The sequence below is a fragment of the Marinobacterium weihaiense genome (assembly GCF_019061305.1).
In the GTDB taxonomy this organism is placed as follows: Bacteria; Pseudomonadota; Gammaproteobacteria; order Pseudomonadales; family Balneatricaceae; genus Marinobacterium; species Marinobacterium weihaiense.
Genome location: NZ_JAHQZT010000003.1, coordinates 1 through 13,760, shown reverse-complemented (window position 1 = coordinate 13,760; position 13,760 = coordinate 1). Strand labels below are relative to the sequence as shown.

7 protein-coding genes are annotated in these 13,760 nt (G+C 60.4%); 1 reads left to right on the top strand and 6 read right to left on the bottom strand.

Translation table 11 applies throughout. The annotated features are described in order from the left end of the window. Positions 1-31: 31 nt before the first annotated feature. The 3 genes from KTN04_RS02890 to KTN04_RS02880 all read right to left on the bottom strand — a co-directional run bounded on the left by KTN04_RS02890 (position 32) and on the right by KTN04_RS02880 (position 5,805). On the bottom strand, positions 32-955 hold the full coding sequence (locus KTN04_RS02890) for a SapC family protein (RefSeq protein ID WP_217333712.1): 924 nt from the start codon (positions 953-955) through the stop codon (positions 32-34). Positions 956-1,015: 60 nt separating this feature from the next. Next, on the bottom strand, positions 1,016-1,627 hold the full coding sequence (locus KTN04_RS02885; RefSeq protein WP_217333711.1) for a 2OG-Fe(II) oxygenase: 612 nt from the start codon (positions 1,625-1,627) through the stop codon (positions 1,016-1,018). A gap of 92 nt (positions 1,628-1,719) precedes the next feature. Continuing rightward, entirely contained in the window at positions 1,720-5,805 is a 4,086-nt protein-coding gene (locus KTN04_RS02880; protein ID WP_217333710.1) for a retention module-containing protein, read from the bottom strand. A 183-nt stretch (positions 5,806-5,988) separates the two neighbouring features. Here KTN04_RS02880 and KTN04_RS02875 point away from each other — a divergent pair, with 183 nt between their 5' ends. Further along, positions 5,989-6,981 carry a hypothetical protein gene (locus KTN04_RS02875; protein ID WP_217333709.1) on the top strand — a complete coding sequence of 331 codons (993 nt, stop codon included), beginning with the start codon at positions 5,989-5,991 and terminating at the stop codon, positions 6,979-6,981. Positions 6,982-7,104: 123 nt separating this feature from the next. Here KTN04_RS02875 and KTN04_RS02870 read toward each other — a convergent pair whose 3' ends face one another. From KTN04_RS02870 to KTN04_RS02860, 3 genes are all read right to left on the bottom strand, one after another. Beyond that, a complete protein-coding gene (locus KTN04_RS02870) occupies positions 7,105-8,538 on the bottom strand; it encodes an FAD-dependent oxidoreductase (protein WP_217333708.1) in 1,434 nt (477 codons plus the stop codon). Between the two features lie 61 nt (positions 8,539-8,599). After that, positions 8,600-13,054: a glutamate synthase large subunit gene (gene gltB / locus KTN04_RS02865; RefSeq protein ID WP_217333707.1), complete on the bottom strand. Its 4,455-nt coding sequence runs from the start codon at positions 13,052-13,054 to the stop codon at positions 8,600-8,602. A gap of 190 nt (positions 13,055-13,244) precedes the next feature. Continuing rightward, positions 13,245-13,760: SPOR domain-containing protein (locus KTN04_RS02860; RefSeq protein WP_217333706.1), on the bottom strand; the 516-nt coding region annotated here is incomplete at its 5' end.

Genomic DNA, 13,760 nt, shown 5'->3' with positions numbered 1-13,760 from the left:
GGCGTTTCACCCGACCGGGATGGCCCTTGAATCAGTTCCACTTTTTCACGGTCTCCACTGAACGCTGCAGCTGCTCGGCCAGCGCCTCCAGCTGATCGGTGTCACGCGCCCGGGCCGCCAGTGCCGCACGGGCCTGCTTGATGGTGTCGCTGCGCTTGCGGCTGCGCACATCCTCCACGGACACCCCCAGGCGCTCACAGGTGGCCTGGATCAGGGTTTCGATATCGGGCCTGGCGGAGGTGTCGACCGGCGCTTCCTGCCTGTCGGCAGCCGCCGGGGCAGCACTCTGAAACAGACGCCGGCATGACTGCTGGTGGACATACAACAAGGTTCTGGCCGCCGCGGACAAACCGGGCGTTTTGATGACCGAAGCATCCGGGGACGCCAGCAGCGTGATGCGTGCACGCTGGCCGTTGCGGCGCGCCAGGGTAAAGGTGATCGGTTGCAACACCTTCAATGCCAGCAACTCCTGCATGACGGGCCGCGTCCGGTCAAAGGCCTGCTGTACCGGCGCCAGCTGTTTGATGATGCCCCGCAAGCGTTGCGTCGGCTTGCCACGGGAGGTGATGACCTTCTCGCCCCTGCCCGCGAAGTGCGGCGCTTCGGGATACACCGACAGGTGGGTACGGCCCTGCTGCTGACTGAAGCCAAAGGGGTACAGACGCAATACATCCGGCAGGGGGCCGCCCTGCCAGTGCATTTGCGCACTCAATGCCGACTTGTCTTTTGATTTCAGCAACATGCAAGGCATCGCCTGCCCATTGGGCAACGGGTAGAACAGAACCGGAAAACGTGCACCCAGACGGCTGGCTTCTTTGTAGTGTACGGGCACGTACAGCCAATCCGCCGCGAAGGCGAAGTTGTTGGCGACATGAAACTTCAACTGCCCGTGTCGCGCCAGTGACAGCACTTCTGCGCGCCCAGTGTTGGGCGTGTTGTTATCCGGCCTGCTCAATCTGTTTTCTCCACAACCTGATGTCCTGATGGCGCCATGAGGATAACGACTGTGCAAATACTAGTCCAGCGGGCAAGGGACGCGAAACCAGAGGTTACAGGCCCACTTTTCCCCCTTCAGGACCGGCAGGCCGCCATGCAGGCTGTCGGGGTGCCGCTGCAGGCTGTTGTCGATCACGTTGGCAAACAGCACCAGCCGCCCCGGCTGCGCCTCGACCTCCAGCCCAAGCTTCGGGAAAACCGTGCCGCCGCCGGCCTCGACCCTATTGAGATAGCACAGCGCCGTCAGTACCCGCTGCCCCTTCTGCAGGCAGCGCCGCCCCCGTTCGGTAGTAGCATCCCAGCCATCGTAGTGGGGTGCATATTCCTGACCCTCGTCATAGTGAATGACCTGCAGAGACTCCGCCGCACTCAGGGGCAAGCCGGCCCAGCCACTGATACGCTGACACACCGCCTCAACAACGGCATCGGTATTGTGCTTCAGCCAGCAGTTACTGCCGGAGCGGCCCTGGCTGATGATACCGGCCTTGTCTGCACTGACGCGCGCCTGCTCCATCCTTGGCTGTGCCAGCGCGATGATGTGCCGGCACTCGTCCACTGTCAGGGCATGGTCACGTGTGATGATGTGAGGCGCATCATGCAGGCGTTGAAAGGGCTGTTCCTCTATGGACATGGCGGCATCCTTGTACGGCATTCATGGGACTGTATCGACAAAAAGCCCGGCTTGAGCGGCCGGGCTTGGTCAGGCAGGCAGTATACGCCAGATCAGAAATCGGAGGTATCCGGCGGAGTGGCGATCAGGTTGTCCAGGGTAGCACCCGGCAGGTCGGGGAATTGATTATCGCCCGAGGTGTCCACCGCCACCTGGAAACTGCCACTGCTAACATCACCATCGGCATCCTGGGCCTGGACACCGAAGTCGAGCACCACATCCGTGGTACTGGCACTGATAACATCGGCACTCACCGAGATCACCTTGTAGCTTGAGCCGGAGATTTCAAGCCGATCATACCCTTCACCCGGAATGCTCACACTATACTCGCCGCTCTCGTTATCCAGCACCGCATTGATAGCCTGGGGCTCTGTATCCAACGCCACACCATCGTTGTAACGTTGATAATAGAAAGTATCTCCCTGACCGGTTGTGGAAAAGTTACCCAACGTAAAACTAACGTTATCGAATGTTTCACCTGTACCCAGCCGGTAAGTAATGGTTTCTGCCGCCTTGTCCACCAAGTTATTACCAACACCGTAGCCATCTTGAGAAGGGTTCGTTGCGATGGAACCGCCATTGCTGCTCAGGTACACGGTAACATCTCCCTGGGTTACGGCAATTTCACCGTCAATGGGGCTGCCAGCTTGCAGAATAGCCGTTTTATCCACCGTCACACCGGTTTCCACCACCGGCGCCTGCAGCACTTGATCAAGGGTCAGGGTATAACCACTGCCATCGCTGTCGGCCATCAGACGGAAAACCGAGTCACCGCTTGCATCGACCGCCTGCAACCCGCCGCCCGATAGCGTCTTATAGCTCACCGCTTCACCATCGGCCGTCTTCAGGCCTGGCATGTCGCCCTCTGTAAACAGCAGGCTGACCGGCACGTCCACACCCGTGTCCACATCCAGAATGCCTGAGGTACTGGCCCCTTCTGCGTTGCTCAGGTTGGCGTTACCCAGGCGGGTAATGGTGACAATATCATCTACCAGCGTGATGCCCACCATGCCGCTGGCCGGTGTATTGAGGCCGTCACTGGCCAACACGTCGATACGGCCAAGATCCAGTGTATCCGTGCCCTGTATCGCGCCCGGGTGCAGCACATTGGCATCCGGCTCCAGAGTGGCGCTGACGGCGACATCCGCCGTAGCACCCGCTGCAATGGTGCCGGCACTCAGGGTGAGCGTGACGATCCGCACCCCGTTGATGGATCCGACAACCTCCGCTGGCCCTGCCAGGCTCCAGCCCAGGCCGCCTGCTGTCGTCAACCCGGTCAGATCGTTACTGAAGCTGAAATCGGTCAGATCCCGGTTGCCGGCCGAGAACGTCAGCGTTGCATCGGTATCACTGTCATTGGCGATCGCCTCATCCACCTGCAACTGGATGGAGTCGCCGCCCAGCGGGTTGACCAGATCTTCAATGGTGGTGGTGACGCCTTCGGTGCTGTAATTGACGGTTTCGTACAGCGGCGTGTTATCACTCGCGATGCTGGCCGCATCCTCGCTGTAACTGCCTGCCACCAGGCTGACGTTGAAGGTTTCCTCGCCTTCGGTTTCGTTGTCCTTGTTCGCTGTCGCCGCAAACACCTCACCGATGCCGATGCGGCTCGTATCCTGATCATAATCGTTGTCGCTGGCAGTGCCGTTGACGAACTGCACGCCAACATCGCCCCCCGGCTGAGCGGTCAACGGATCGCCATTGTCATCCACGGCCAGCACCACATAATGGGCACCGGTTTCGCCCACTTCACTGATCGCGTTGGCCCGCACGTAGTTGCCACCGGCATCCGTCAGCGGTGTGCCATCCGCATCCGATGCAAAAATTGTCAGTGTCAGCGCCGGGTCGTTATCGTCTGTTCCAGACGGGGGTTCACCGGGCTGATCATTGGCGGTTTCATCAATCAGCGTGCTGACCACATCGATATTACTGTAACCCACACCATCTACCTGGCCCGCCAGGCTCCAGTCAGTGCCCAGTGACAGAATGAAGGTTTCACCGCTGTCGGCCAGAGCATCGTCGGCGGCATTAATGAAGAAGGGGGTTCCCACCGTGGCACTAATGGCAGCCGGGGCAATGTAGTCGACCCCATCACTCGCGCTGTCTCCCCGGGTGGCATCGCCGCCGCCCACGTTAACCGTCAGGGTTCCGCCCGGCTGATCCTCCAGCGGAAGTGGCGTGCCGCTACCATCCACGGCCAGGACCACATACTCGCCCGTATTGGGGTATTCGGCTGCAGCCGCCCCGCCATATCCCGGTTCATACAGGGTATTGGCACTGACATAGGTCGGCAGCCCTTCGGCATCCGGTACCACGGCAAACAGCTGCAGGCTGACCTCAACCGGCTCGATGAGGGTGGTTTCAATGACCGTATCGCTGTAATTGACCGTTTCATACAGTGCCGTATCACTGTCGGAATGGGCGGCATCTTCGCTGTAGCTGCCAGGCACCAGGGCCACATTGAAGGTCTCTCCGCCATCCTCGGCCGCATCCGCAACCGCCGTGGACGAGAACCGCTGACCGATGGCGACCACCGGCGATTCCGGGCGTGTATAGTCGCCATCACTGGTGCTGCCCTGATTGATGAAGGCAACCTGCACCTCACCGCCTGGCTGCTCACTCAATGGCGCGCCGGAATCATCCACCGCCAGGACCACGTAATGGGCACTGGTCGGCCCGTCTTCGTTGATACTGTTGGCCAGTACATAATTGCCCTGTCCGTCAGTCAGGGGTGTGCCCTCGCTGTCCGCCGCGAAAATCTGCAGGGTAAAGGCCGCATCGTTATCGTCGGTGCTGCCGGGGGCCTGCGGGTCGTCATTGGCGGTTTCATCCAGGATGCGAGTCACGACCGGCGTGTCGATATACGTGACCGTGTCCGTACCCACCGGGTTGGACCAATCGTTCCCCAACAGGAGCGAGAAGGATTCGCCGCTGTCGGCCAGGGCATCATCCACCGCAGTGATCGTAAACTCGGTCCCCACTTCAACACTCTGGTTGCCCGCGGGCGTGTAGTCGAGGGTTGCCGTCGCACTGTCGTTGGCAGTGCCGATGGCAACACTGACCACACCCCCCGGCTGATCCAACGGCGGCAACGCCGTTCCGTTCTCATCTACGGCCAACACCACATAGGTACCTGTAGACGGGTCGTCTGCTGGCGGGGACGCGTCACCCGTCTGATACCCAGGTTCATACAGGGTACTGGCCAACACATATTCGCCACCCACTACGGCAAACAGCTGCAGGGTGACAGGCTCGGGCTCGGGCTCGGGCTCGGGCTCGGGTTCAGGTTCAGGTTCAGGTTCAGGCTCTGGTTCAGGTTCAGGCTCTGGTTCAGGTTCCGGTTCCGGTTCAGGTTCGGGCTCGGGCTCGGGTTCCGGCTCTGGTTCAGGCTCTGGTTCAGGCTCTGGTTCAGGCTCTGGTTCAGGTTCAGGCTCAGGCTCAGGTTCAGGCTCTGGTTCAGGTTCAGGCTCAGGCTCAGGTTCGGGCTCGGGCTCAGGTTCAGGCTCTGGTTCAGGCTCTGGTTCAGGCTCTGGTTCAGGTTCGGGCTCGGGTTCCGGCTCAGGCTCAGGCTGAGGCTGAGGTTCGGGCTGAGGTTCGGGCTCAGGTTCAGGTTCCGGCACGGGTGGAGATTCTGGGGCGGCATCCTCTACCGGCACTACGCCCGGCTCGAAGAGCGGCTGCTCGACGGTTGGGGTCAAGCCGATGGTTTCATAGCCTGCCTCCGGTGTTGTTTCACCGGCAGTCCTGTTCAGCTGAACAAAGTCGGCGCCCTCGTTACCCTGGGGCGCACCACCGGCGGCCGGCGCACCGGCGGCCGTCGGTTCCAGCAGCTCGGTCGGGTCCTGCCCGGCCAGAATCGCGGCCTGAATGGCATCGATGCCGGCCACGGCCTCGTCACTGGGGAACTGCTCCACCGGCATGAAGGTATCCGCCGTCACCAGCCAGCTGTCCCCGCCCTGCAGCGTCACCACGTTATCCACCCCGTTCAGGGTGATTTCGACCTGTGCATCCATGCCGGTGCGGACCAATTCCTGCTCCAGTATGACATCGCCCAACGCCAGCGTGCGCTCGTTGCCGGCGGCATCAATGGCGACGACCAGGCCGCGGATAGCGGTCACCGAACCAATTGCAGTGCTCATTGCCTGTTCTCCCGATGGTTATTCTGTATTCAAACTAGCCTCGGGAACGCGGTCAGGCTACTGTACTCAGGTACAGGGCCACACTTGCACGCAGCCGTTGCGGCTGTGCCGGCTCAACCGGGGCTTGTATGCACCGGCCAACAGGGCCGGTAATGTTGTCACTGGCCACAGGGAATCCACACCATGCACGTGAAACAACTTGTCATTCCGATCGTCTGCACACTGCTGCCCGGCAGTGTGTTGGCTCAACGCGACCAAACCCCGGACAGTGACCTGCCCGAGTGGGCCGCCAGCAGCATCGATAGTGCACATGACAGCGTCGGCAGCTGGGTCGACTACTCCGCCCGCAGCCTGGATGGGCTGATCGGCACTGAAGACAGCCTGACTGTTGAAAACGACTCCTACCTGCGCCTCACCCAGGAAACACTCTGGGAAGAATCAGCGGGGTTCTCGAATGATGTCAGCGTCCGCTTCAAGCTTGATCTGCCCACCAGCCAGGAGCGGTTGCGCCTGTTGATCGAAAGTGATCCCGAGGAATCTTTGGGGACGCTGGCGGAACAGGGCAGCAACAGCCAATTGAATGAGCAACTCAGCAGCAACAACGCTATCATCGGCCTGGATCAGCTGACGCCCGGTGACAAGTATCAGCAATGGAGCTATCGATTGGGGGCCGGCATCAAGTTCAGAACGCCGATCGACCCGTATGTGCGCGCCACCGGCGAGCGAGTCTGGCGTCAGGACAATGGCCCCTGGGAACTGGGCAGCTACAACCGCCTGTCCTGGTTCGACAGTGACGGCTATTCTGCACGCAGCCACTGGGATCTGAATCGACCGTTGGACGGCAACCGCCGCCTGCGCTCTTACACTCAATTCCAGTGGCAGGAAACCGAGGATACACTGGAGTTTTCGCAACGGTTTGAACTGGCCAAACGCTTGGACAGCCGCAGCCACTGGCGCAATGGTCTGATCGTGGTCGGGGAAAGCCTGTCGAGCCCGCGCATCAACGATTATTACCTGCAAAGCTGGTATCGACGCGACATCCACAAGGGGCGGCTGTTTCTTGATCTGATTCCCGAGCTCCACTTTGATCGGGACTCGGACTTCGAGCCGCGCTGGGCCATGACGCTGAGACTGGAGTTTTACCTGCGCAAAGCGATTAATCGCGAACCGCGCTAATCCAGCGCCGCGCCAGCCGGGTGCCGCACCAGCCGGGTGCCGCACCATTTGCGGACATAAAAAAACCGGATGCCCTGACGGCATCCGGTTTTGATCGTGGCGTCTCAGTCACGCACGGGAATATCAGACTTCGAGGAAGTCCAGAATGCCCTCGGCGGCCTTGCGGCCTTCATCGATGGCGGTGACCACCAGGTCGGAACCGCGCACCATGTCACCCCCGGCAAACACCTTGGCGTTGCTGGTCTGGAAGGCAAAACGGCCCATGGTCTGCGGCTGGGCGTCGGTCTTGATGCGACCGTCGTCGTGCAGGTCGATGCCGAAATCGGCGAACCAGGGCGCCGGGCTCGGGCGGAAACCGAAGGCCACCAGTACCGCATCGGCATCCAGCACCTCTTCGGAGCCCGGTACCACTTCAGCACGGCGACGGCCATTCTCGTCCGGCTCACCCATGCGCGTCGCAACAACCTTCACGCCGGTGACCTTGCCGTTCTCGCCCACCACCTCAACCGGCTGGCGGTTGAACAGGAACTGGACACCCTCTTCACGCGCGTTTTCCACTTCGCGCTTGGAGCCCGGCATGTTCTCTTCGTCACGACGGTAGGCACAGACCACCGACTCGGCACCCTGACGGATGGAGGTTCGGTTACAGTCCATGGCCGTATCACCGCCGCCCAACACCACGACCTTCTGACCCTTGACGCTGATGTATTCGGCCGGGTCTTTCTCGAAGCCCAGGCAGTGGTTGACGTTGGAGATCAGGAACGGCAGCGCGTCGTAAACGCCGTCCAGGTCTTCGCCCGGGAAGCCGCCCTTCATGTAGGTGTAGGTACCCATGCCCAGGAAGACGGCGTCGTACTCGTCCATCAGCTGCTGCATGGTCACGTCCTTGCCCACTTCAGTGTTCAGACGGAACTCGACGCCCATTTCGGTGAACACGTCTCGGCGACGGCTCATCACGCTCTTTTCGAGCTTGAATTCCGGGATACCGAAGGTCAGCAGGCCGCCGATTTCCGGGTTACGATCAAACACCACCGGCTTGACGCCGTTGCGCACCAGAATATCGGCACAGCCCAGACCCGCCGGGCCGGCACCGATGATGGCAACTTTGCGGTCGGTCCACTCGACCTTGGACATGTCCGGCTTCCAGCCCATGGCGAAGGCGGTATCGGTGATGTACTTTTCCACCGAGCCGATGGTCACGGCCCCGAATTCGTCATTCAGGGTACAGGCCCCTTCACACAGGCGGTCCTGCGGGCAGACACGGCCGCAGACTTCCGGCAGGGAGTTGGTCTGATGACTCAGCTCCACCGCTTCCATGATGTTACCTTCGGTGACCAGCTTCAGCCAGTTGGGGATGAAGTTGTGTACCGGGCACTTCCACTCACAGTACGGATTGCCGCACTCCAGGCAGCGGTGCGCCTGATTGGAGGCATCCTTGTTCTGGAACGGCTCGTAGATCTCGGCAAACTGCTGCTTGCGCACGCCCGCCGGGATTTTTTCCGGCCCCTGACGGCCGACTTCGATAAACTGAAAATCGTTGTTCAGACGCTCAGTCATAGTACCACCTCGTCCGGCACCTGCCCCCTGGGCAGGTGCTGCAGTTAGTCATTGGCTGTGCTTATTCGGGACGTACACGCACAGTGTTGAGAAGATCATTCAGGCTGGCGGCCTTCGGCTTCACCAGCCAGAACTTGCCGCTGAAGTCGTAGAAGTTGTCCAGGATCTCCTGACCCCAGGCGCTTCCGGTCTCCGCCGTATACTCTTCAATCACCGAGCGCAGGTGGTTCTTGTACGCTTCCATCTGCTCGGTCGCGATGCGGTGGATATCCACCAGCTCGTGGTTATAGCGGTCCACGAAGCGGTTATCCAGGTCCAGCACATAGGCAAAACCCCCGGTCATGCCGGCACCGAAGTTATAGCCGGTCTCGCCCAGTACGGTCACCAGGCCACCGGTCATGTATTCACAGCAGTGATCGCCGGCCCCTTCGATGACCGCGTGACAACCGGAATTGCGCACGCCGAAACGTTCACCCGCGTGGCCCGCCGCGAACAGCTTGCCGCCGGTGGCGCCGTACAGGCAGGTATTGCCCAGGATGGCGGTTTCATTGGACTTGAAGGTCACTTCCTTGAACGGGCGCACCACGATCTTGCCGCCGGCCATGCCCTTGCCGACATAATCGTTGGCATCACCTTCCAGCAGCAGGTTCTGACCACCGGCGTTCCAGACACCGAAGGACTGACCGGCGTGACCCTGGAAGCGGAAGGTGATTGGCGCATCGTTCATGCCCTGGTTGCTGTGCAGACGGGCAATTTCACCGGAAGTTCGGGCCCCGACGGAACGGTCGCAGTTGGTGATCTGCAGTGTCCATTCACCGCCCTGCTTGCTGGCGATGGCATCACGCGCCAGCGCCAGCATGTCGCTGTTCAGGCTGCCGGCATCATAGGGTTCATTGCGGTCCTGCTGCACGGTGTGCGGATATTCGGCCGGAACACCGGCATCACCGATGATCGGTTCCAGATCCAGGCTGCCGTGCTTCTCGGTCACGCCTTCCAGCACTTCAAGCAAGTCCACGCGTCCAACCAGCTCGTCGAAAGTACGCACACCCAGCTGCGCCATCAACTGGCGCACTTCTTCAGCGACGAAGCGGAAGAAGTTTTTCACCATTTCCACGGTACCGCGGAAGTGGTCATTGCGCAGGTCTTCACGCTGGGTCGCCACACCGGTAGCACAGTTGTTCAGGTGACAGATGCGCAGATACTTGCAGCCCAGCGCCACCATCGGCATGGTGCCAAAGCCGAAGCTTTCCGCCCCCAGCATAGCCGCCTTGACCACGTCCAGACCGGTTTTCAAACCGCCGTCCGTCTGCAGACGGATCTTGCCCCTCAAATGGTTGGCACGCAGTGCCTGATGCGCATCGGCCAGACCCAATTCCCAGGGCGAACCGGCATAGTGAATGGAGGTCAGCGGGGATGCCGCGGTACCGCCGTCATAGCCGGAGATGGTGATCAGATCGGCATAGGCCTTGGCCACACCGCAAGCAATAGTGCCCACGCCCGGGCGCGATACCAGCTTCACCGACACCTGGCCGTTGGGGTTAATCTGCTTGAGGTCGAAGATCAGCTGCGCCAGATCTTCGATGGAGTAGATATCATGGTGCGGCGGCGGTGAAATCAGCGTCACGCCCGGCACCGAGTACCGCAGACGCGCGATCAGCGCGTTGACCTTGCCGCCCGGCAGCTGGCCGCCTTCGCCGGGCTTGGCGCCTTGGGCCACCTTGATCTGCATGACATCGGCGCTCATCAGGTATTCCGGGGTGACACCGAAGCGGCCGGAAGCTACCTGCTTGATCTTGGAACGCTTGATGGTGCCGTGACGCGCCGGATCTTCACCCCCCTCACCGGAGTTGGAGCGGCCACCCAGTTCGTTCATCGCCACAGCCAGCGCTTCGTGCGCCTCCGGCGACAGGGCACCCAGTGACATGGCGGCACTGTCGAAGCGCGGGAAGATCTTCTCAGCCGGCTCTACCTGATCCAGCGGGATCGGCTTGAGACTTTTTTTCAGGCCCAGCAGGTCACGCAGGGTGGCCACGCCACGGTTGTTGACCAGTTCGGCATAACGGTTGTAGGCACGCTGATCGCCAGTCTTGACCGCTTCATGGATCGACTGCACCACGTCCGGGTTGTAGGCGTGATACTCGCCGCCGTGAACATACTTGAGCAGACCGCCCTGCTGGATCGGCTTGCGCGCGCTCCAGGCCAGTTCGGCCAGCTGTGCCTGCTCCTGCTGGAAGTCGCTGAAACGGGCACCTTCGATGCGGCTGCACACACCACGGAAGCACAGGTCGACCAGTTCACTGGACAGGCCAACGGCCTCGAACAGCTGCGCACCGCGATAGGACGCGATGGTGGAGATACCCATTTTGGACAGGATCTTCAGCAGCCCCTTGTTGATGCCCTTGCGGTAGTTTTCGTGCGCTTGCAGCGGCTCGACACCCAGTTCGCCGGTGCGGCACAGATCATTCAGCACGCGATAAGACAGGTACGGGTACACCGCCGTGGCACCAAAGCCGAACAGCACCGCAAAGTGGTGCGGGTCACGGGCGGTCGCGGTTTCCACGATCAGGTTGGTTTCACAGCGCAGGCCTTTCTCGACCAAGTGATGGTGCACGGCGCCGGTGGCCATGGAGGCATGGATCGGCAACTTGCCGCGCTGCAGGTAGGCGTCGGTCAGCACCAGCAGTACCTTGCCGTTGCGCGCGGCCTCTTCGGCGTCGGCGCACAGATTGCGAATCGCCTGTTCCAGGCCCGTTTCCGGGTCATACTGCAGGTCCAGCTTCTGTGACTCGAAACCTTCATGCGGGCAGTCACACAGATAACGGAACTTGTTGGCCGACAGCACCGGTGTGCTCAGGATGATGCGGCGCGCGTGCTCCGGGGTTTCCTCAAACACGTTCTGCTCGGCACCGATGCAGGTTTCCAGCGACATGACGATCGCTTCACGCAGCGGATCGATCGGCGGGTTGGTGACCTGGGCAAACTGCTGACGGAAATAGTCATAGGGCGAGCGGATTTTGATCGACAGCACCGCCATCGGCTTGTCATCGCCCATGGAGCCGACCGCCTCCATGCCGGATTCACCCAGCGGACGCAGCACCTGGTCGCGCTCCTCGAAGCTGACCTGAAACATTTTCATGTACTGCTTGGTTTCGTCCGGCGACATCTCGCGGAACGACTGTGACTCCTTCTCGAAGCTCATGGTCTGTTCAAGGCGGATCGCCTTGTCCTTCAGCCACTGCTTGTAAGGCTGACCGGACTTGAGCTTATTGTCCACGTCTTCGGTATGCAGTACTTCACCGGTCTGCGTATCGATGGACAGCATCTGGCCCGGTCCCACGCGCCCCTGGGCCACGATATCTTCCGGCTTGTAGTCGAACACGCCAATCTCGGAGGCGGTGCAGATATAGCCGTCCCGGGTCATCACCCAGCGCGACGGGCGCAGACCGTTACGGTCCAGCATGCACACCGCGAAACGGCCATCGGTCATCACCATGCCGGCCGGGCCGTCCCAGGGCTCCATGTGCATGGAGTGGTAGTCGTAAAAGGCACGCAGATCGGAGTCCATGGTCTCCACGTTCTGCCAGGCCGGCGGCACGATCATGCGCACGGCCTTGTAGATGTCCATGCCCCCTACCAGCAGGAACTCCAGCATGTTGTCCATGCTGGACGAGTCGGAACCGGTGGTGTTAACGATCGGCTGCAGCTCATCCAGGTTCGGCAGCAGTTCGGTGACGAACTTGGTGCGCCGCGCGCGCGCCCAGTTGCGGTTGCCATCGACGGTGTTGATTTCGCCATTGTGTGCCAGGAAGCGGAACGGCTGGGCCAGCGGCCAGCGCGGTGCGGTATTGGTGGAGAAGCGTTGATGGTAAGTACAGATGGCGGTTTCGAGACGCGGATCGTTGAGATCCTGGTAGAACACCGGAAGATCGACCGGCATCATCAGGCCCTTGTAGGAGAGGACCTTATCGGAAAGGCTGCAGATGTAAAAATCGGGATCTTGTGAGAGGGCGTTTTCGGTGAGGCGGCGGGCGGTAAAGAGGCTAACGGCAAATTGACGATCATTCTTGCCGTTTGGGTTGATAAATACCTGCTCGATACGAGGTAAGGTATCTTTTGCGATCGGTCCCAAACAGCTTTGATCAGTTGGAACTTCTCGCCAGCCTGCAACCCCCAGGCCTTGTGCCTCCAGCGCGCTGTTCAATTCGATGCGCGCCTGTTCGGCCTGTTCGGCCTCCTGTGAAAGAAAGACCATGCCGACGGCATATTGCTCGCCGAGCTCAACGCCCTGCTCCTCTTTCATGACTGCGCGCAAAAAGCTGTCCGGCTTCTGCATCAACAGACCACAACCATCCCCTGTTTTGCCGTCCGCAGCTATCCCCCCGCGGTGAGTCATGCAAGCCAGAGCTTCGATCGCCTTGTCCAACAAGTCGTGACTGGCCTGACCCTGCATGTGGGCCATTAGACCAAAGCCACAGTTATCCTTGAATTCTCCGAGGCGATAGAGACCTTTGTTCATAAGCCGACCTCACTAAAAACTCGTTTAAAATCAAATAGTTATATTATTTCTTTTCCCCCGGGGCATACTGGACGGGCAAAAAGGGGAAGCAATTTTACACGTGCAATACAAAAAGAACAAATTTTATCCAAAATTTGGTAAAAAAATTTCCGCAAAAAAAATGGCGCCTGAAGCGCCATTTCCATCTAACCTACTGATTTTTCTTCCGAATATCTGCCTTGACCCCGGCGATAGAGCGGGGCCAAGGGCGTAGCTTCTGCAGCGCTACCGGCAGCCCTTCGATGGCACTGAGCGCTGCCGAACGACTGGCATACTGGCCATACACCACCACATGCCAGGGCTTGCCCTTGAACCGGGTACGGAAGTAGTAGAACCGGGCCGGCTGCGCCTGGGCACCGATAAAGTTCTTCACGCTGGAAGCCTCGCGAGCCCCCAGCAGCTGAAGGGTGTAGCCCTGTTCCGGCCAGCCCAGCAACTCCTGCTCGCGCAACAGGGCATCCACACCGTCGACTGCTGCCACCCGAGTGCTCGACTCCGGTTTGGGTTCCGGTTTGGGCTCTGGCTTGGGCTCCGGTTTGGGCTCCGGTTTGGGCTCCGGTTTGGGCTCTGGCTTGGGCTCTGGTTTGGGCTCTGGTTTGGGCTCTGGTTTGGGCTCTGGTTTGGGCTCTGGTTTGGGCTCTGGTTTGGGCTCTGGTTTGGGCTCTGG